General features: G+C 42.1%; 17 protein-coding genes and 1 tRNA gene. 13 read left to right on the plus strand and 5 right to left on the minus strand.

Annotation, left to right across the window (positions count from 1 at the left end):
• Positions 1–4 precede the first annotated feature (4 nt).
• The 4 genes from pyk (at position 5) to AC5EF3_RS07865 (ending at position 4,344) form a co-directional block, all read left to right on the plus strand.
• Positions 5–1,423, plus strand: coding sequence for a pyruvate kinase (gene pyk / locus AC5EF3_RS07850; protein ID WP_493547632.1), 1,419 nt, complete (start codon positions 5–7; stop codon positions 1,421–1,423).
• Positions 1,424–1,513: 90 nt separating this feature from the next.
• Entirely contained in the window at positions 1,514–2,695 is a 1,182-nt protein-coding gene (locus AC5EF3_RS07855; protein WP_493547633.1) for an FAD-dependent oxidoreductase, read from the plus strand.
• A gap of 120 nt (positions 2,696–2,815) precedes the next feature.
• Entirely contained in the window at positions 2,816–3,883 is a 1,068-nt protein-coding gene (locus AC5EF3_RS07860; RefSeq protein WP_493547634.1) for a hypothetical protein, read from the plus strand.
• Between the two features lie 209 nt (positions 3,884–4,092).
• Positions 4,093–4,344, plus strand: coding sequence for a hypothetical protein (locus AC5EF3_RS07865; RefSeq protein WP_493547635.1), 252 nt, complete (start codon positions 4,093–4,095; stop codon positions 4,342–4,344).
• A gap of 42 nt (positions 4,345–4,386) precedes the next feature.
• Here the strand turns inward: AC5EF3_RS07865 and AC5EF3_RS07870 are convergent, their stop codons facing one another.
• A complete protein-coding gene (locus tag AC5EF3_RS07870; RefSeq protein ID WP_493547636.1) occupies positions 4,387–6,204 on the minus strand; it encodes a RyR domain-containing protein in 1,818 nt (605 codons plus the stop codon).
• A gap of 146 nt (positions 6,205–6,350) precedes the next feature.
• Between AC5EF3_RS07870 and AC5EF3_RS07875 the strand changes: the two genes are divergently transcribed.
• Positions 6,351–6,716: a RyR domain-containing protein gene (locus tag AC5EF3_RS07875; protein WP_493547637.1), complete on the plus strand. Its 366-nt coding sequence runs from the start codon at positions 6,351–6,353 to the stop codon at positions 6,714–6,716.
• Between the two features lie 6 nt (positions 6,717–6,722).
• Here the strand turns inward: AC5EF3_RS07875 and AC5EF3_RS07880 are convergent, their stop codons facing one another.
• Positions 6,723–7,400: a ZIP family metal transporter gene (locus AC5EF3_RS07880; RefSeq protein ID WP_493547638.1), complete on the minus strand. Its 678-nt coding sequence runs from the start codon at positions 7,398–7,400 to the stop codon at positions 6,723–6,725.
• A gap of 192 nt (positions 7,401–7,592) precedes the next feature.
• Here AC5EF3_RS07880 and AC5EF3_RS07885 point away from each other — a divergent pair, with 192 nt between their 5' ends.
• The 7 genes from AC5EF3_RS07885 (at position 7,593) to AC5EF3_RS07915 (ending at position 13,986) form a co-directional block, all read left to right on the plus strand.
• The gene (locus AC5EF3_RS07885) at positions 7,593–8,309 is read left to right on the plus strand and encodes an ABC transporter ATP-binding protein (RefSeq protein WP_493547639.1); all 717 of its coding nucleotides are present in this window, start codon (positions 7,593–7,595) and stop codon (positions 8,307–8,309) included.
• Positions 8,306–9,676 carry an ABC transporter permease gene (locus tag AC5EF3_RS07890; RefSeq protein ID WP_493547640.1) on the plus strand — a complete coding sequence of 457 codons (1,371 nt, stop codon included), beginning with the start codon at positions 8,306–8,308 and terminating at the stop codon, positions 9,674–9,676. Before AC5EF3_RS07885 ends, AC5EF3_RS07890 begins: the two co-directional genes overlap by 4 nt.
• A gap of 54 nt (positions 9,677–9,730) precedes the next feature.
• On the plus strand, positions 9,731–10,330 hold the full coding sequence (locus AC5EF3_RS07895) for a DUF3299 domain-containing protein (RefSeq protein WP_015827372.1): 600 nt from the start codon (positions 9,731–9,733) through the stop codon (positions 10,328–10,330).
• A gap of 103 nt (positions 10,331–10,433) precedes the next feature.
• A tRNA-Ser gene (locus AC5EF3_RS07900) sits at positions 10,434–10,523 on the plus strand.
• Between the two features lie 412 nt (positions 10,524–10,935).
• On the plus strand, positions 10,936–12,366 hold the full coding sequence (leuC, locus tag AC5EF3_RS07905; RefSeq protein WP_493547641.1) for a 3-isopropylmalate dehydratase large subunit: 1,431 nt from the start codon (positions 10,936–10,938) through the stop codon (positions 12,364–12,366).
• Positions 12,356–12,961, plus strand: a complete 606-nt coding sequence (gene leuD / locus AC5EF3_RS07910) for a 3-isopropylmalate dehydratase small subunit (protein WP_493547642.1) — start codon at positions 12,356–12,358, stop codon at positions 12,959–12,961. The genes leuC and leuD overlap by 11 nt, the downstream gene beginning before the upstream one ends.
• 20 nt (positions 12,962–12,981) lie before the next feature.
• Positions 12,982–13,986, plus strand: a complete 1,005-nt coding sequence (locus AC5EF3_RS07915; protein ID WP_493547643.1) for a phosphoglycerate dehydrogenase — start codon at positions 12,982–12,984, stop codon at positions 13,984–13,986.
• A gap of 41 nt (positions 13,987–14,027) precedes the next feature.
• Here the strand turns inward: AC5EF3_RS07915 and AC5EF3_RS07920 are convergent, their stop codons facing one another.
• The 3 genes from AC5EF3_RS07920 to AC5EF3_RS07930 form a co-directional block, all read right to left on the minus strand.
• Positions 14,028–14,906 (minus strand): LysR family transcriptional regulator, encoded by an 879-nt coding sequence (locus tag AC5EF3_RS07920; protein ID WP_493547644.1) that lies wholly within the window; start codon positions 14,904–14,906, stop codon positions 14,028–14,030.
• A gap of 159 nt (positions 14,907–15,065) precedes the next feature.
• Complete coding sequence (locus AC5EF3_RS07925; protein ID WP_493547645.1) at positions 15,066–16,364, minus strand: 2-hydroxycarboxylate transporter family protein; 1,299 nt, start codon at positions 16,362–16,364, stop codon at positions 15,066–15,068.
• A gap of 174 nt (positions 16,365–16,538) precedes the next feature.
• A complete protein-coding gene (locus AC5EF3_RS07930; RefSeq protein ID WP_493547646.1) occupies positions 16,539–18,749 on the minus strand; it encodes a TonB-dependent receptor in 2,211 nt (736 codons plus the stop codon).
• A 327-nt stretch (positions 18,750–19,076) separates the two neighbouring features.
• On the opposite strand from AC5EF3_RS07930, the gene AC5EF3_RS07935 reads away from it, so the two are divergent.
• A complete protein-coding gene (locus AC5EF3_RS07935) occupies positions 19,077–19,781 on the plus strand; it encodes a Crp/Fnr family transcriptional regulator (protein ID WP_493547647.1) in 705 nt (234 codons plus the stop codon).
• The last annotated feature ends 345 nt before the right edge of the window (positions 19,782–20,126 follow it).

The raw sequence follows: 20,126 nt of genomic DNA on the forward strand, positions 1-20,126 counted from the left end.
CCCAATGAGCCGTTTTGCCTCCCCGACAAGCCGCCGTGCAAAAATAGTCGCGACACTAGGTCCTGGAAGCTCCGCACCCGACACAATCCGCCTATTGGCTGAAACTGGTGTAGATATTTTCAGATTGAATTTTTCACACGGCGACCATGAAGGACATAAACGTAATTATGATTATGTTCGTCTGGCTCAGGAAAAAGTTGGCCGTCCTTTAGGCGTACTTGCAGATATGCAAGGTCCCAAAATTCGTGTTGGGAGCTTTCCTGAAGGATATATCCGTCTCAGCATGGATGAAGAAATCAAACTTGTTCCAGGCAAAAAGTCTGATGAAGAGAATGTGATCCCAGTTCCTCACCCTGAAATCCTCAAAGTGATGGAAGTGGGAGACCAAGTTCTAGTTGATGATGGGAAAATTGTTCTAACCGTCACGAAAGCTGGTGATACTCCATGGGTAAAATCTGACATACCTTGTAAAATTGGTGATAAAAAAGGGTTTACATTGTTAGGCAAAGCTCTGCCTGTTCCCGCACTGACCCCTAAAGATAAAGAAGACCTTGAGTTCGCTTGTAGTTTGGGTGCTGACTTCATCGCGCTTTCTTTTGTTCAAACCCGTTCAGACCTTGAAGAAGCTCGTGCTTTAATGAAGGGACGCGGTCGTTTGGTTGCAAAAGTTGAGAAACCTGCAGCTATTGAAAACCTTCATGACATTGTTGATGGTTCAGATGGTATTATGGTCGCCCGTGGGGATTTGGGAGTAGAATATCCGCCTGAAATGGTCCCTATTCTTCAACGTCGTATTGTTCGTGCATCTCGCGCAGCTGGAAAACCAGTTATCGTCGCCACGCACATGCTGGAATCTATGGTGGAATCAGCTTCACCAACGCGTGCAGAGGCCTCTGATGTTGCCACTGCTATCTACCAAGGTACTGATGCGATTATGTTATCATCTGAAACTGCGGTAGGTCGCCACCCTGCAACAGCCGTTGCGATTATGGACCGCATTGTAAAAACAGTCGAGAATGACCGTGAATACGAAAAATCGTCAAGTAGTTTTGCCCCAAGCAGTGACAGTGACTCTATGGATGCTGACTTTGTGGCGAATGCTGTTGAAGATATGGCTACTCATAATAATTGTGAAGCCGTTTTCATTTCTACAGCTCACTTCTCTATCATCTCAAGGTTCTCACGCGCACGCTTGAAAAAACGCCTAATTGCGCACACGCAAGACAAAACCAAACTTGGACACATGTCCCTGTTCTGGGGGGTAGAGCCGCTTTCTAGTGCCGGTACGATGAGTGATATTGATTTGATCACAACGGTAAAAGAGCAATTAGGACCGGATGTATCCGGCAAAATAGCATGTGCATTCCAAACCAAAGGGCTTGATGATAATCTTGCTTGGCGCCTTGAGGTCGTGAACGTTTAATTCAACAGAAAGCCATTTCGCCACATTGACCAATACACAAACGATTGATGCAAACACATCAAATTCCACACCTTTTCAGGAGTAGAGTGTTTGAAAGTATTGGTTATAGGTGGCGGAATAGCCGGATTGACGACAGCATTATGCTGCGCTGAACGCGGTATGCATGTTGTCATATTCGAACAGGCTTCAGAATTTAAAGAAGTTGGAGCGGGCCTTCAGCTAAGCCCTAACGGCACCCGCGTCCTATATAAGCTGGGGCTTCAAACACAGTTAGAAGATTTAGCATTTAGACCTAAATCGCTTGATATGAAGCTGGGCCATTCAGGTAAAAACGTTTTTTCAATTCCTCTAACTGACACTGAGACAAAGTACGGCTCACCCTATCTTCATATCCATAGAGCTGACCTTCTTTCAATCTTAGAAAAAGAAGTCAAAAATTCTTCCAAATGCGAAATTTATACTGACCACAAAGTCGTAGAGCTTGTCGAAAATGGGGAAAGCGCTTCAATCACCTGTTCCAACGGGGCCGTGTATAATGGAGATGTTGTAGTTGGTGCTGACGGTATTCATTCTATCGTTCGCGAACACATTGTAGGAAAAAACACCGCTCGTTTCACAGGTAATCTCGCTTGGAGGGCCGTCATTCCAACCAAAGATTTGCCCAAGGACTTAATTCCTCCGTCGGCTACCGTTTGGACTGGTGATAAACGACATGCTGTGACTTACTACCTAAGATCAGGTGAGCTTGTAAATTTTGTCGGAGTTGTTGAACAAGAAAGTTGGCAAAAAGAGAGCTGGACAGAACGCGGCAATCCGCAAGATTTAATTCAAGATTTCTCGAGCTTTGCTCCAGAAATACGAACACTCACCCAATCTATTGATTCATGTTTTAAATGGGCATTGCACGATCGAATGCCATTAAAAACTTGGACAAACGGTCGATTGGTCGTGTTAGGAGACGCTGCACACCCTATGCTTCCGTTCTTGGCGCAAGGCGCAGTTATGGGCATTGAAGATGCGGAAATTCTTGCCGCATGTTTAGAAAATTATTCTTGGTCTGAAGCCCTTAAAACTTTTGAGAAAATAAGAAAGCCGCGAACCAGCCGCGTCCAAGCGGGAGCCCGTGCGAATATGAACTTATTCCATCACGGCCAACCAATATCCCGATTAATTCATTACAAACCAATACAGATTGCTGCCCGATTATTCCCTAATTTTATAAACAACCGCCAAGACTGGCTATACAAATACAAAGCAGAAAACCCCAATTAGGAGATTAGAACTGTGTTAATTCTCGGCTAAAACACGAAAGCGATTGAACATCCGCTTTAGCAGTTGTACCGTGCCGATTAATGGGTTTTTAATAATTGTTGCAAATGGGACATCACCAACATGGTAATGACAATTCTGGTATTAGTTTGCGCAGTACTTTTGTTAGTATTGATCGGTCTCCTGATTTACCGAGCCTCCCGCACATTTGATGCAAACCCAAACCACACCTATGTGGTCCAATCTCAGGGCGAGATAGTCGGCGCGCTCAGGGAACCAGCGACACTGTGGGACCCGAAAATGTCAGTTTTACGAGACAAAGATGCTCCTGATATCACTTACCCTTCGCGCAAATCACAGACTGGTGAGTTTTTCACAAAATCTCTTGTAAATCGGCGTACGGGTCGAATTTCATTGACTGTAAACACGTGTACACCCAAGCCATTTAGAAGTTTAACGCTCGACCGTCACCAATTGGAAATAACAGCCAATGTTGTCTTTCGTCTGGACATTGAACGTATCCATATTTCCAGCCAATTAGATAATTTTGGTGCTACTTTTGCCAACCGCATTGAAAATCTATTTGATAACGAAATTACACGATGCAATGACGAAGATATTCGCGCGCAACAAACTCGTATTGAACAAGCTGTCACACAGTCCTTACGGGAAATCGAAGAAGAATCCAAAGATGGAAACATGCTAAACGGGATGCCGCTTGGTATAAAAATATACGAAGCCAATTTCTCTTTTGTTGAAGTTGATACAATGGCTGAGGCGCAAGCTGCGCAATCTGGGCCTGATGGTCGCCCTATTGGTCCGATTTGGATTGACCAACAACACATAGATAAACTTGCAGACACACTTGCGAATAGAGACCCAGAAGTCCGCAAAGCAGTCATGCGTATGATTGAACTTCAAACACGCCAAAATGTTGTTGAAATGCTGTGCAAATCTGGTGGTCTTGTGGCCTTCACAGCCAAAGAGCTAGGGCTGAACGATGTTCTAAGCGATGCCAAAGAAGAACGTGGTGGTGCAAATCGTATGACGGCACCTAACAAGACCAATGGTACGACTGCTCCAACACCTGATTTAGGCACTGATGCAGAAACAATTTCAACGGATGAATCAAGTGCATCACGGGAAGTCGTTGAACGTGATTATTACGGGCGTCCCATCCCCAAACAGTAAAAATTATGCGTTTCAGTGGAATATTGAAATTTGTTTTCATCATATTAATCGCGCACAACATATTGATGGAAAACGATTTTGCAGACCTCTACTGCAATTAATCATTAAAATTTAAAATTGATTCCGTCTTATTAAGATTACGAAAACTACCTGAGTTCATTCTGACCCCTAAATAGTTTTGGCTAAATCCAATCATATGGGGGATTGAAATGAAATCATACGAGGTCTTAGCACGGCGATACTGTGCTTTTCTGGGTGAAAACCCTGATGAAGAAATAGAAGGTCTTCCAGTATGGCGCATAGCGCTTGCAGACCTAGAAGCAGCTATCAATGCTCTGGAGACCTTCGGTGTCTCAGCCAGATCACCGATGAATGATCACGAAATTCTGATTCCAAATGATGGCTCAGGAAACAAACCGGCGCCTCGACCAAATGGTCCGAAACTACGTCGAGTAGCTTAGTATTTATGGATTTCACTCTATTTCATCATAGATGATTACATTTTAAACTGAACGAATGATGCTTGCTATTTGACGAACCATAGCACGATCTTGTTCCTTCGTACTTTCATCTAACTGATCATACTCGACAAGACAGTTATGCAGTCTTGCTTGATTGTTTCGAACTGGGTCATATTTCCAACCATTCAACAACCGATCAAACATCCACCGTTTGTGCTGCAATTGCGCTAGTTTTTCAATTTCATATACATTGTCCAAATCGAGAAAATTGGCAGCAGCTTCGGGCAAATCTGTGCATTTATAGGAATGCCCTCCCTCGCTCCCTTTTTCCAACCAAGCATTGAGATCAAACCCAGCTGCATCCAACGTTGCTCTAATGTGGCCAGCTACTCTCCGATTTGCAACGCGAAATTCTTCTTCTAATAAATCCCAGTCATTTGAAAGAACTTTGGCTTTATTGGTTTTGTTGAGCGTCTCTATATAGGTCTCATGAAATTTACGAGGTATCTCATCATAATCTGGCGTTAAAAGCTCAGTGCCATCCATCCCGTTTTCCCATGATCCAAAAGGAATGAGCGATAACTCGCTTAAAATATTGTGAGAATTGCCTGTGTCAGAGACATTCGCTTCCTGACCAAATTGGCCAGCACCCTGCCGCACTTTTTTCAATCCAGAACCTTCAGCTGAATTCACAAAAATCGGCGCATCAAACCATCCTTCTCGTTCTGCTCTGTCTTTAATTGCAACAGCGCTGACCAATGGGTGCTCTTCTTCCTCAAGTGCGATATAAACCGCACATGCAGGCATGTCTTTACATCTTTGGTTCAGATGCGCCTCTATCGTCGGAGACTTCAATGTGAGTTCACCTGCCATGAAAGCAAAGTCGACATAATCACTTAACCCTGGATGACGAGCCTTAAATGCCGCTGATTGTTTTTTGGCGTCTGGATCGATAATCGTTACAGCCATTCTGGCGGGCGCGTTGGATATCGACGTTATCAAAAACTCTCTCACCAATGCTTGCCCAAGGTACCCAAAGCCAACAATAATAATATGCTGCACATCGGATTGTTTTCGACGCGCTAAAAGATATGGTGGATGAGCAAGCATAACCTCTCGCGCCGCACCAGAGACAAAAGAGAATGGCTTTAGATGCGTTGCAGGATCAGCTTTGCCTATACGTTCCAAAAGCCATGGGTCTGTAATGTGCGCAAGAATTTCCGTGTTAGGATAGATGTGAGCAATCTTTTGCGCTTCTGACCAAGTTTCGACATCGCTGGACATCGCTACAATAACACGCCTTGCTCTACTGACTCCCGCTTTGACAAGATCAACTTCTAACCGGCCATCTGGCTTAAGCGTGTTGTGCCCAACATTACTATTTGTAATATGTGTGACTTTAACTTCTGCAAGAGTTGCATATTTTTCAGCGAGTTCATGATCTCCTAAAACGACATCATGATTTTTTCTCGCCCACATAAACAATCTTGATGCTTTGCCGCCGAGCGCAAAAATAAAAATTCTTCCAAACATCAATACAAAAGCAAATGAACCAAACAAGCGCGCTATTTGAAGCTTAGGAGGCATATCTTGAAGAGAAGTAGAAATATAAATATCTGACGCAAAAATAGACTTTACGCTCAATTGCACAGCTTCGATTATCGTTTGCCAGCTTCTGTCTTCATGGCTTCGCGGCACAAAGCCTCCACTACTCGGATCAAGCTGCCAATTCATCCACCCCAAATAACCACACACAATGGAAACTGAAGATACAATTACTAACAAAATCCAGTAAAGAAATGCAGACCGGTGAAGTCCAAGACTTTCAAATCGACGCAGAATAAATCTAACAAAAAGCATCACTATCCCAACGCGGATTTAAGATCGACTAAAATAAAACGAATTTATTCAGTATATCATACATATAGTCAGCACTCGTCTCTTCATCTTCAGAGTTTAGCTGAATCAATATATCGTCAAGACGAAAATATTCTCAAGGAGCTTTTATGGTCCAAGATTCCGAAGCTGAAATATTAGTCATTGCTCGTGTTATGCATGAAGCGGTGAGAGCTTTCCAAGCTGCGCACAACCAAGAAGCAATCCCTCATTGGAAAAAAGCTCCCAACTGGATGAAAATAGCTTCTGTTGAAGGGGCCCGATTTAGAATTGATAACCCAGATGCATCAGAATCCGCCCAGCATGATCAATGGATGCAAGAAAAAAAAGACAATGGATGGGTTTATGGGCCGATAAAGGACCAAACAGCCAAAACACATCCTTTATTGATACCTTATAAAGAACTTCCCCTAATAGAACGACAAAAAGACGCCCTAGTTGCAGGAATTATAACTGCTCTTACAAAAGCACTTTGAAGGGCTTTATCTATTTCGATTGGGAAGGATTTTGACTGCATGCTCTTTTAGCAAACTTATACTTGCCCAACTGACTAATCCTGCAGAAACTGGATAAGCGTAAGCCAAGAATGCTTCACCCCAGTGATGCCCCAAAACATTGCCAATAATTGTACCCATTGGTGTGCTGAGAGCTGCTGCGAAAATTGCAAGGGTCAAAGCTGGCAAGAGGCGTTTCAATAATGAAAAGCACAAGATAAATGTAATCAGTCCTTCTGGCAGTTCATGCAGCACCAATCCAATGCCAGCAAATATCCCGCCTTCATGACTATGCCCAAACGACACAACGTAAATCATTCCATCTAAAAAGGAATGAAGAGCAATCGCAATTATTGGTGTTAATGTCACATGCCCAATGTGCTGAGTGTCAACATGACCGACCTTATCCAAATACAAGCCCAACAAAAATCCTAGGCATATAAATAAAGAAGCCAAAATTCCAAATGAAAGAGACTCAGGCAAAAGATGAGTTATAGCAATTAGACCTAACAAAAAACCTGCTAATATTGCCCCTATATGACTAAAACGTTCAGCAATAGTTCTGTTGAATGCTGCCAGCATGATACCGAGAAAACAGATTATTCCAGCTAATATTGAAAATGATAAAGCTATGGGAATGTCGAATTTGTTCTCCAAGATATGCACGAGATTTTCCACGTATTGAACTGAGCCCTTTTTCTTTTACTGAACTGAATTGCGTCGTTTTGTGCCACCATAGATTTATGGCCTTAACACATTTAATCGTTATATAGTAACACTATACAAAATGAGCAATCCACAAATACCTCGCACCGTAATATTACGTTGAAAAGTTGTTATATTCCAAAGGCTATTTGCATGACGACATTAGATGAGGCGATCCGAATCACCGACTTAAAATTTGGCTGGAAAAACGATCAAACTACTCTCGCTATTCCTAGTCTAGTTATTGAAAAAGGAAGTCGTACATTCCTTAAGGGCGATAGCGGTAGTGGAAAATCAACTTTACTCGGGATTATTGCGGGCATTTTAATACCGCAATCTGGCTCAATTGAAGTTTTCCAAGAGAATATCGTGGATTATTCCTCCTCCAAACGAGATAAGTTTAGAGCAGAACAGATGGGAATAATTTTTCAAATGTTCAATTTACTTCCTTATCTTTCGATATGTGAAAATATCTGCCTCCCCTGTCGTTTTTCTAAATCCCGTGCCCGCACTGCTAAAATAGCGAATGGCACGATTGAAGAATCTGGCAAGGCCCTCCTCAATCAACTTGGGTTAGATCCTAATATATATTGGAGCCGGCCAGTCTCAGAACTCTCCGTCGGTCAACAACAAAGGGTTGCAGCTGCCCGTGCGCTTATTGGTGGGCCCAATCTGGTTATCGCGGACGAGCCAACTTCAGCACTTGATACAAAGAACCGAGATAGCTTTATAAATCTGTTATCGGAAATAACCACAACTCATAATTCAACATTGTTATTTGTGAGCCATGATGAAAGCTTAGCTAATCAGTTTGAACACATTATCGACCTCTCTCAAATCAATCAATTCTCGGGAGAGTTGATACAATGAACCGCACAACCATTCTAAATCTCGCTTGGAAAAGCATTCTAGCCCGAAAAACAACGGCATTACTCACAATCATAGCGGTCTCATTGAGCGTTGCACTTTTTGTAGGGGTCGAAAAATCAAGACATTCAGCTCGTGCTAGTTTTGAAAACACAATATCTGGAGTCGACGCTATAGTTGGCGGCAGAACAGGGCCAATCAATCTCTTGCTGTTTTCTGTTTTCAGAATTGGTGATGCCACAAGTCCAATGTCTTGGGATTCATATGAAGCTATTGCCCATAGGCCTGATGTCGCATGGGCAATTCCCATATCTCTTGGCGATAGTCACCGCGGCTACCGTGTGCTGGGCACATCTTTAGATTATTTTGAACACTACAAATATGGCAACAGCCAGAATCTCGCACTCAAAACTGGTGAAATTTTCAACCCACACAAACTTGATGTTGTCATAGGGGCAGATATTGCACGTCGTCTGGATTATGGTCTGGGTAAAAAAATCATTCTTTCGCATGGCATAGGTGATGTTTCATTCCATAATCATGATGAACACACCTTCACGGTCGTAGGGATTTTAGTGCCCACAGGAACACCGGTAGATAAAACAATTCATGTGAGCCTTGAAGCAATAGAGACGATGCACTCAGCGCCTGCTTCAGCTGACGCTACCCATGATGATAACGTAGAAAGCCGCGATGAGCACCACACTGAGCATGAGCATGAGCATGAGCATGAGCATGAGCATGAGCATGAGCATGAGCATGAGCATGAGCATGAGCATGAGCATGAGCATGAAGTGGAACACATACATGTTGAACCAGATACAATAAATGCAGCATTTATCGGGTTAAAATCGCGTGCTGCTGTCCTCAGGTTCAATCGCGAAGTCAATACATACCCAAATGAAGCACTTCTCTCCATTATTCCAGGAATGACACTCTCCTCTCTTTGGAGCATTGTCGGTTCAGCAGAAAAAGCGCTAAGCGCAATATCATTTTTCGTTGTCATTGTAGGGCTAGCGACTATCTTGATTACAATATTTACAAGCCTAAAAGAACGCCGCAGAGAAATGGCAATTCTGCGCGCTCTTGGTGCTGGTCCAGTCCATATATTTGCATTGATAATAACTGAAGCAATGCTCTTGGCTATTTGTGGAGCTGTTTTAGGCGTAGCCCTCATTCATTCTATTTTATTCTTTGTGGCCCCAATAATCGGTGCTCAATTTGGATTGACGTTAATTGGTATGCAGATCGGTGTGTTGGAATTTGCAACCATCATAATTGTAACATTACTATCGGCAGTTATGTCTTTATGGCCGGCAGCACGTGCCACACAGAACACTCTTGCAGACGGACTTACAATCAAGGTCTGAATCATGACATATTTAACAGCTACGTAATCAGCATTAATTGTAGAAAGTACACAAATGCGTTTTAATCATTTATTCGTTGCTGCACTTGCTTCTTGTTTATCAATTGGCGGTCAAGCTTTTGCACAATCGGCCTCAAATTCAGAACCCAGTGCAGAGCAAACTGAAATAGACCCGCTTGCTTACGTTTTACCAAAAGACAAAGACGAAACGTTTGAAATCGGCTGGGATGATCTTTTACCTCCCGGAGAAGCCGAGCGCACTGCTGCACAAATCCAAAATCAAATGCAATCGTTGTTTAATGTGACTGAAGGCGGCGAAAACGACGTTGCAATGCAATTTGGTACTCACAATACAGTGAAAATTTTGGACGGTCACAAAATCCGCATTCCCGGTTATACAGTTCCGTTTGAATTTGGAAAGAATGCCAAGATCAAGGAATTTCTACTTGTCCCTTATTATGGTGCTTGTTTGCACGCACCACCGCCTCCGCCTAATCAGACAATATACGTCAAAACAGACAAGCCGATAAAACTAAAAGACCTGCAACAAGCCGTCTGGATTGAAGGCTATGTCCATATTGATAGCACCTACACCGATTTGGCAGAAGCTGCATACACCGTTTCCCTCACGGATTTAGAAGTCTATGACAATTAACAGAACACGCGTATTTCAAAAAAAACTATAATCCCACCAAAATTGTTGGAATTCCTACTTGCTCTCCCCTAGCAAAACCCGCTAGGAGAGTATTCTTGATCGAGGAGAGGTGGCCGAGCGGCTGAAGGCGCTCCCCTGCTAAGGGAGTATGCGAGAGATCGTATCGAGGGTTCGAATCCCTTCCTCTCCTCCAGGTCATACACCAAAGATATGACAAGTTCGATCTCTCTCAATAAAATCCTCAAGACATAGTCAGATTAAACCACTCATTTTCGACTTTACCAGTTTTGGTAAGTTGGAACATGAAAACCTACATCTATAGATGCTTTGGAACCTCGCCAAAAATCATTATACTCGTGAACATATTGTACGTCTGATTTCCACTCTGATTAAGAAATGTGAAAAACTAATTAGATGAACGTAGCGTTGATATTACGCTTGAAACAATATCCCATCACACCTGTCTGATTTTGATTACTATACAATGTCGGATTGAAAAAAATTGCGGCAGCTGTTTTAACATTAATTGATGCAAAATTTTCACAACCACTACTTTATATCAGCTGCTAACATCTCAGTAACATTATATCTTCAATGAGATTGAAATGGCATTGCCAAGCACATTATATGATAAACTAATCGATATTCACACTGTATGTAAGCCAGTAGCGTCAGATCAGGAAATTTTACTGTATGTTGATCGTACGGTCCTGAACGAATACACAAGCCCGCAGGCCTTCACTGGAATAAGAAACGCGAGCCGAAGTGTTTATCGACCTAAAGCAGCACTCGCCGTTATCGATCATGTTAACTCCACCAACCCTAAAAGAACGACGACATCCTCTTTACAATCAGAGAATATTCAAATGTCTTATTTTGAAAAAAATTGCTCTGACTTCAATATTGAGTTATTTGATATTTATCATAAAAATCAGGGCATTGAACATGTAGTCATGCCAGAACTTGGTTTAGTTTTACCCGGTCTAATTATTGCTGCAGGCGATAGCCACACGACAACATATGGAGCCTTCGGTTCCATTGGGTTTGGTATAGGTACGTCTGATATTGAGCACTTATTGGCAACTCAAACTCTGCCGTACCAAAAACTTTTGAACATGAAAATAAACATAAGTGGGGAGTCACCAGCAGGAATATCCGCCAAAGATATTATCATGTCTATAGTCCGCAATATAGGAGCGGACGGAGCGCGGGGTTATGCTGTCGAATTCACAGGCCCTGCTATCACGAAAATGTCCATAGAAGGCCGTATGACCGTCTGCAACATGGCAGTTGAGTGCGGAGCAAGAGTCGCATTAATAGCACCAGATCATAAAGTATATGAATACCTAAAAGGTAAAACTCGCGCGCCACAAAACGAGCAAATGGATGAGGCAATACTTTATTGGCAAACTCTTCAAAGTTCACCTGATGCGATATTCGAAAAAACTATAGATATAAACATTAGAAACATCGAACCAATGGTTACTTGGGGAACTAGCCCAGATCAGGCTGTCCCCATTACGGGTTTCATCCCTAACCCGCAAAAAAGTAAAGATCCGGCAAACCAAAAAGCTATGGAACGCGCCTTAAAATATATGGGGCTTAAGCCAGGCACGAAGTTGACTGATATTACTATTGATTTTGCTTTTATCGGGTCCTGTACGAATGCACGAATTGAAGACCTTCGTGCTGCTGCCAATGTTCTAAAAGGCAGGAAAATTGCCCCACAAATACGCGCTATGGTCGTGCCTGGGTCCAGCCAAGTTCGACAAATTGCCGAACAAGAAGGCATAGATAAAATCTTTATTGATGCTGGATTTGAATGGCGACAATCTGGCTGCTCAATGTGTCTAGCAATGAATGACGACATCATTGCCCCCGGGAAACGGTGTGCCTCCAGTACAAATAGAAATTTTGAAGGAAGACAAGGTGTAGATAGCCGAACACATTTAATGAGTCCTGAAATGGTCGCCGCCGCCGCCATCTCAGGTCACCTATGTGATGTAAGAAATATGCAGCCTACACATGCCTTTTGAATCATTCCTCCAGCATACAGGCATAGTGGCTCCTATGCCTGCCCAAAATATTGATACAGATACCATTATGCCTAAAACCTTTCTCAAAGGAATAGACAGAGAAGGTTTAGCTGAAGGTGTTTTCTATAACTTGCGCCATGACAAATTCGGGAAAATTAATCCAGATTTTATATTGAACCAAAAGCAATGGATAAATTCAAAATTCTTGGTGACAGGTACAAATTTCGGCTGCGGCTCGAGTCGTGAACACGCCGTATGGGGGCTTCAACAATTTGGTATAAAGGCCATTTTCGCCTCATCATTTGCTGGCATATTCTTCGACAATTGCGCTAGAAATGGTTTGCTTGCTATCGAAATAAGCGAAGCCAATGTGAAAACATTGATGCATTGCGCAAACTCAGGTCGGCAACTCACAATAGACTTGAAAAGTCAGACAATCGAAACACCAGATACGACGATCAAGTTCGATATCAGCAACAAACGCAAACACATGCTTTTGAATGGATTTGACGCCATAGATATGACGCTTGAGCGAAAACATGAAATTGATGCTTTTCAAGCAAAATACCTTACTAAATTTAGCTGGCTGACCTGAAACACTCGAAGGAATTTAATATGAACACCCCCCCAAAAAAGGTCGTCATCACGCAAAAGTTTTTCGACAAAGCAGCAATAGAATATCTGCAGACACACAAGATAGAGGTAGTTTTGCCGAAGCTACCAATGGGTAAAACAGAAGCACAACTTGATAAAATAGATGTGCACAGTTTACTTGAAGGTGCCGGAGGTTGGATTGTTGGTCACGTTCACATTACGAGAGACGTGCTCGAGGGCCTCCCTGATTTAGCTATTATATCGCGACGCGGTGTAGGTTATGAAAAAGTGGATACTATAGCTGCAAAAGAATTGGGAAAAGTAGTCACCATTGCAGCAGGTGGAAATGATGCCTCTGTCGCCGACCAAGTCATCGGCATGATGATTTCTGTTGGACGTAGATTTCAGGAAGCGCAAAAATCAATGATCAAAGGTGAATGGGGCATACTTGTAGGAACGGAGCTTTTCCAAAAAAAAGTGGGGATTATTGGTTTTGGACGAACAGGTCGCAGTCTTGCCCAAAGGCTCAAAGGTTTTGAGGCACAAATATTAGTATCTTCACCAAGGCTAACGACACAAGACATCGAGGATTACAATTTATTGCAATCTGATCTTGATACCATCTTACGCGAGTCTGATTACATATCGATTCATGCCCCATTAACACGCGAAACTCATCATTTGATTGATGCAGAAGCATTGGGAAAAATGAAATCATCAGCAATATTAATAAATACTGGTCGAGGTGGATTGGTTGATGATAGTGCATTGCTTCACGCGTTAGAAAATAATCAAATCAGAGGTGCTGGTTTGGACGTGTACGAAAGTGAAAATGACCCATCCAAAAAAGCTATAACAAACTCCCTTTTATCGCTTCACAATGTTATCGCAGCACCACATGCTGGTGCGTCGACGGAAGAAGCCCTTCAACGCACCAATATGATCGCAGCTAAATGCGCAGTTGATGTCATATTAAATCGCAAACCTCCCAAACAATGTGTGATTGTTGATGGACGGAAACTGTAAGGATTTATCAGTTTCAAAATAGAAACTGAATATAGTCTCTACTATTGCAAAGATTTTAAAACCTTGCTCCATAGCCTTTCGGCCGCTGGCGATTGCCTAGCTGCAGCTCTCCACAATCGTATTTCGACAGGTATTTGTTGGTCAGATGCGCGAACCAACGAACCAGTTTCAAGATCATCAGCCACAATACTTAGGACAGTCCAAGCAATTCCTCGCCCCTGTCTGGCCATTGATGTCAACACACTCGCCAAATGAGATGTAAAAACAGGCTGTTTGCTAGGTATGTCGATATTATCATCAAGGACGCACGAAAGTATTTTTCCCAATCCAGATTCAGGAGAAAAGCTCAACAGCGGCAAATTCCGGGGTTCTACAGTTTCTTTCAATTTCAAAGAAACGACAGGCAATAAAATGTCCTCACCTAATTTTACTGATTTAAACCCTTGCCCCAATTGAAGGTTAGAATTTCCCTGATGATGGCAGAGTAAAAATTGAGACCTACCTTCTTGCATAAGTTTTTCACACGCTAACATATGGTCTGCAGTAAGTTTCAAAGTAGTCGAAGCTGGCTCATCCTTTTCTAACTTCCGCAACCAAGTTGGAAAAAACGTCAAAGATAGAGCATGCGTTGCGGCAAAGTGAACCGTTTCAATTGAAGCACGTTCAATTGCACATGCTTCATTGCGACCTGCTTCAAGAGACCTAATCACCTGCTCAGCTACAATTGTGAAACTCTCGCCAGAAGGCGTCAATTTCATGGTATGAGTATCGCGATTTACAAGAGAAGTACCGACCCATTCTTCAAGTGATCGAATACGCCTACTGAAGGCTGATTGTGTAATAAACCTGCGCTGTGCCGCTCGAGAAAAGCTACCTGCATCAGTAAGCTCCAGAAAATCCAACAACCATTCTGAATTCATTCAACCTCCTTGGCATGCTAGGGCTAAAGACATGATGCTCTATAAAGATCTATAACTAGTTGCGATTTAGTCAGAGGAAATGCAGCCAATCATACTAGATGCACTTCCGATTATCCGAACACTTCCTACCTAAAACGAGTACCAACTCGTAAAACTGTTCTAAAGTAGAATACTAAAAAGATATCCGGCCAAAAATAGAACTATCCCGCCTCCAATGCGTGATGAAATTTGCGCAAATGGATACAAGGCCATTCTTTTAGATGCACCCAACACTTCTAGATCTCCACTCCCACCTCTGTTAGCCATACATAGCCCTGCAGCGATCGCGGCTTCGATGGGGAAGAACTTAAATAATCTTGCACTTAGCCCTGCGCCAAGGCTGGCACCTATAACTATTGCTGCTGAAATAACGACATTTTGAATATTAAAGGCAGTAATAAGATCATTTAGGTCTGTCATCAAACCAACTGCAACCAATACCAAGACAATGAATGTTCTCATCCCCCATTCATTCACTAGCGCCAACGCGGAAACCAGGGACTTAGGCAGTAAATCCGAGACATTCAAGAAAACAAAAATCAAAACTGCCCAAGCAAAAAGGTGAACTTGTGGAAACAAAGAATATAACAACATCGCAAGTAACAACATTGCCACTGTAAAAAACAATGCACTGAGTGTACTCATTTCTTTGGTTGGTTCGGAGTTTTCTGTTGCGGGAGCTAACTCTTGAAAATTTTCATCGTCACTTAATTTGCCGTTTCCTGTCCAAGCTGGAAATGCTTGTCCGATTTTGTTCAGTACAGATGCCATCAATATAGCGACCATGTTTGCAATGGTTAAAACAGAAATTGCAAAACCATAATATTTTGCACCATTTTCTCCAGTAGCGTCAGCGTAAATTTCTGACATTGGTATCGCCCCTGCTCCATTACCTCCCCCCATAATTGGAAGCACATAATGGGTCACTATTCGTGCTGGCTCTACTTGAAAAAACCATCCGATAAGAACGCCAAGTACAACCGCACCAGAAATTGCAAAAAATATTACAGGCACCAATCCGACAACAGAGCGCATCAAAGATTTGCGATCAACTGAAAGTATCGTTCCCGCAACCAACCCAACTAGCAGGAAATACAAAAAGCGGTTGTCGATAACCGATGCTGTCAGAAACTCGCTTTCTTCTTTCGGTATAACACCAAAATGTACCAACACAGCACTCCCAAGGAATGCCATAATGAGTCCACCTCCCGCATACTCTTTCCAGATCGGTAATTTTTCACCAATCGAATATAGAACAAATCCGACAGACCACATAAGGGCAAACGCCCCAGGCAGACCTGCTTCCTGAATATGTCCAGAGATTAGAAAAATAGCGCTTAAGATAGCCATTATTCCAAAAGGAACGATAGCTATTCCAGCTAATTCAAACTCTACAATTTTCTTTATACTAGCGGTCAAAGTGTTATTCCCAAATTTCAAAAATCTATAGGCCATGGCCACAAGACGCAGTTGTAGCGAGAATGTATCTGGCAATTCATTTCTTTAACTGCGCTGCGCTATTCAATCGATTGAACATCGCCCAGCGCAATTAAATTAAATCACATTTTCATTCACGAAATTCAGACATACCAATCAGTATGTATAGCTGGCTGTGAGACCTATTTGCCGAGGTGCGCCATATTGAGCAAACAGGAATGGACCAAGGCCCACTTGATGAACTCGATATGTTTCATCGGTTAGGTTTCGTCCCCAAACCTGAATGGAGAAACTGGTATTTGGCTCATATGTAAAAAATGCATCTAAAAGAGTTCGAGCTTTACGTACTTCCAAGTCATTATTGCTATTATCATCGAAAATTTTGCTCTGATAATTTGCATCCAAACCGATTTTGAAAGCCCCCCAACTAAACTGGTCTGAGTTATAAGCGGCAGAAAATGAAGTTGCATGCTCCGGCGTACGACTAAGTCTATTGCCTGCTAAATCGTCGAAGACTTCAGTGCCATCAGCAAGAAATTCACTCGTTTCAATAAACTGATCAAACGTAGCATCCAGATAAGTATACAATAAGCTGAGTTCAATATTATCTGTCGCTAAAAGCCGGAACTCAGTCTCAATACCTTGAATCGTTGCATTTCCAGAATCTACAACAACGCGTGCACCACCTGAATTAGGAGTTGCATCATCAACAGATTGAATGGTTTGCAAGTCAGAGTAGTCTGAATAAAACATCGATACATTTGCACGCGCACGCCCATCAAAAAAATCTGATTTTACACCCAATTCATAATTCAAGACTTCCTCAGGAGCGACAGCATTTCGAGCAGTCGCAGCGTCAGGTTCTTCCTGAAAAGCACCAGACTTGAACCCAGTTGACACATGCCCGAACAAAAACAAATTATCACTTAATTGGTAATCGGACCCGATTTTCCATGTCCATTTTTGCTCGTCCGATATTCCAGGGTCGCCAAAAGTTGTATAATTATCACCCGGGGAAATAGCTTGGAAACGCTCTATCTCGTATTCTTTCGTTTCATCAGTGAACCTCAATCCCGCAGAAACATTCCATCGATCATTAATTGCAAAAGTGCCTTGACCGAAGATAGCCAGACTGTCTGTTTCATTCTTTGCTCTATATGTCTCGAGCGCGACAGGGATTAAAACGTCTGTTCCACGTAACCGATCAATTTCATCCTTCAGCACAAATACACCACCTACCCAGCTAAATGGTCCATCAATATTAGACGCCAATCGAAACTCAGCCGATAAAGAAGACGCGTCCTCCTGTTTTATGAGGCCAACTCCAGGAACGCCTAAAGCACCAGAAAATCCTGTTGCGGCATTACCAGCGACGTCGGTCCCATCTAAATCTTCTTCCGTGGTATTATCCAATGTCAAATATGAAACATACGTTGTAAGGTCAGCCCAGCCTAAAGCACCCGTATTTAACTCAAGCTTGCTACCCCAAGTTTCTCGCTTCAAAAAATTGTTGGAATCCGGATTTGCGTTCGTATCACTATCAACATCTTCATAATTAAATGGAAGCAAATTAAATCTAGCTGCTCCTTCAGAATCATCTTTCGTACCGGCTATGGAAAACAACAAGTCAGACGTTTCGCCTATATCAAACAAAGCATGGAAACGACCACTGAGACGATCTTCATCTTCAAGGGGCGCACCCGTATCAAAGTTTTTTCTGAACCCATTATTCTTCTTGGAACTTAAAGAAAGACGTGTCGCGACATGATTCCCTACAGGGGTATTTACAACAAAGTCAAAATCACGCTGACCAAACTCAGCAATGGTCGCTCTGGCTTTCAACTCGAACTCATCTTTAGGCTTGGCAGTAATAAAATGAATTGCTCCACCAACAACATTCTTCCCCCAGAGCGTGCCTTGCGGCCCTTTAAGCACTTCCAATCGTTCAAGATCAAACGCATCTACAGAAAGCATCGCCCCCCGGCCGATATAGACCCCATCAACAAACACAACAGAAGATGGGTCAGAGCCGGCTGACTGGTTCGAACTACCAATCCCCCTGATAAATGGCCGAGGTGTTGTTTTAGGAAATGCATCAATAGTCAACCCTGGCGTAGAATCAGACAATGCCTGAATATTATCTAAGCCTTTTTGATCAATCATTTCCCCCGAATAAGCAGTCACAGTTACAGGCACAGATTGCAATGTTTCTTCGCGCTTCTGAGACGTAACAGTCACTGTTGGTAGTGTTCGGATTTGTTGCTTTTGTGAAGCTTCTATTTCCTGAGCATTCCCAGGCAAAACTCCACCTAAAAACAGACTACTAAATGATATTCCTGCGAGTAATTTTGCCTTTGTGTTGGACATAATGTTTCCTCCCGATATTTTTTATTTGTTTTTTTCCACGCTATCAGAGAGCAAATGAGTTCTGGTGTATGAAATTTTACAAAATCTCAGAAAAATAAAAGGGAGGTACAGACGCTCATTGCAGCTTCGAATACATTAACCTATGCTTGGTCAATCAAAGAATTGAAATTCTATTCTACAATTTGTATTTATGTTTTTAGAATGATCTTTTGAAAACACTATTTCTATTAAATTTACATCGAATAGAAAAACAGATGCTTTGCACCAAACCACTCAATTTTGATGAGGTTTTCAAATCTAACGATTCAAACAAAAGCGCGAATTAAAATGCACATATCTACAAGACATAATTGGTTTGAAGAACTCTCTCCACCTGCAAAAGCCGAATTAACGAAACATATGAAACTCATTTCATTTGCAGCGGGAGCACGTATCTTTGATACGGGCGCTACGGCACCAAACATATATCAAGTTCAGACTGGGTATGTTAAATTATTCGCTGAACTTGAAGATGGTACAAATACTCTTTTAGCAATATATGTCCCAGGAAATATTTTTGGAGAGACACCTGTTATTTGTGGGCGTCCACTCAATCATACGACCATTGCCGCAACTGACGTTACGCTAAACCATATTCCCAAAGTTGATTTTGAAAGCTGTTTTAACCAATATGGTGAAGTTTCGAGAATTCTTTGCAAAAAACTAGCGTACATATTGTCCTACGCCATACATTTTAAAAAAGCAAAAGCTCTCTACCCTATTTCCACCCAAGTACCATTAGTCCTCAAAAATTTGGTTGAATGCAGCGGCACAAAACGAATAGGCAACTCCCAAGAGATAGATATTCCTATAACTATCGAAGAAATATCAAACTTTCTAGGCGTTACCCGGCAAACGGTTCAAAAAGAAATTACAACCTTAAAATCAGAAGGCATAATATCAAAAAATCTAGGTTTCTGGAAAATAGTAGATTTTCCAAAGCTTGCTGCTAAAGCTATAAAAACAGATGAGCCTAATTTGCAAATATTCTAGTTTATATTTCAAATTCAAGCCACTACATAGATCTTTGTTGAGTACTTAAACCTCAAATATGCTCCTCGACCATATCATGCAAATGAACTTCAGATTCTAATAAATCAAAATGTATATTTCGCATTTTGTATGATTTCATTCTTTAACAAAGCCACCTTCAAAAGCATAATCAGCGTCCATCTACAGCTTCAAAATGGATTTGCTGCCCAATGACATACAATTGCTCCAGAAGTGAAGAATTTGCTATAAAAGTAAAGTTCTCCACCATTGCAAACGTCTTTCCTCAAACAACACTTAGCAAGTCATTTTGCGAAGACATCGACCAACCCAATTTAAACTCTATTC

The organism is Hirschia sp. (genome assembly GCF_058892565.1).

What these genes read in the sequence shown, in the direction of transcription:
- pyk (WP_493547632.1), top strand. Translation starts at nt 5, where the DNA reads ATGAGCCGTTTTGCCTCCCCGACAAGCCGCCGTGCAAAAATAGTCGCG.
- AC5EF3_RS07860 (WP_493547634.1), top strand. Translation starts at nt 2,816, where the DNA reads ATGGTAATGACAATTCTGGTATTAGTTTGCGCAGTACTTTTGTTAGTA.
- AC5EF3_RS07865 (WP_493547635.1), top strand. Translation starts at nt 4,093, where the DNA reads ATGAAATCATACGAGGTCTTAGCACGGCGATACTGTGCTTTTCTGGGT.
- AC5EF3_RS07870 (WP_493547636.1), bottom strand. Translation starts at nt 6,204, where the DNA reads ATGCTTTTTGTTAGATTTATTCTGCGTCGATTTGAAAGTCTTGGACTT.
- AC5EF3_RS07875 (WP_493547637.1), top strand. Translation starts at nt 6,351, where the DNA reads ATGGTCCAAGATTCCGAAGCTGAAATATTAGTCATTGCTCGTGTTATG.
- AC5EF3_RS07885 (WP_493547639.1), top strand. Translation starts at nt 7,593, where the DNA reads ATGACGACATTAGATGAGGCGATCCGAATCACCGACTTAAAATTTGGC.
- AC5EF3_RS07890 (WP_493547640.1), top strand. Translation starts at nt 8,306, where the DNA reads ATGAACCGCACAACCATTCTAAATCTCGCTTGGAAAAGCATTCTAGCC.
- AC5EF3_RS07895 (WP_015827372.1), top strand. Translation starts at nt 9,731, where the DNA reads ATGCGTTTTAATCATTTATTCGTTGCTGCACTTGCTTCTTGTTTATCA.
- leuC (WP_493547641.1), top strand. Translation starts at nt 10,936, where the DNA reads ATGGCATTGCCAAGCACATTATATGATAAACTAATCGATATTCACACT.
- leuD (WP_493547642.1), top strand. Translation starts at nt 12,356, where the DNA reads ATGCCTTTTGAATCATTCCTCCAGCATACAGGCATAGTGGCTCCTATG.
- AC5EF3_RS07915 (WP_493547643.1), top strand. Translation starts at nt 12,982, where the DNA reads ATGAACACCCCCCCAAAAAAGGTCGTCATCACGCAAAAGTTTTTCGAC.
- AC5EF3_RS07920 (WP_493547644.1), bottom strand. Translation starts at nt 14,906, where the DNA reads ATGAATTCAGAATGGTTGTTGGATTTTCTGGAGCTTACTGATGCAGGT.
- AC5EF3_RS07930 (WP_493547646.1), bottom strand. Translation starts at nt 18,749, where the DNA reads ATGTCCAACACAAAGGCAAAATTACTCGCAGGAATATCATTTAGTAGT.
- AC5EF3_RS07935 (WP_493547647.1), top strand. Translation starts at nt 19,077, where the DNA reads ATGCACATATCTACAAGACATAATTGGTTTGAAGAACTCTCTCCACCT.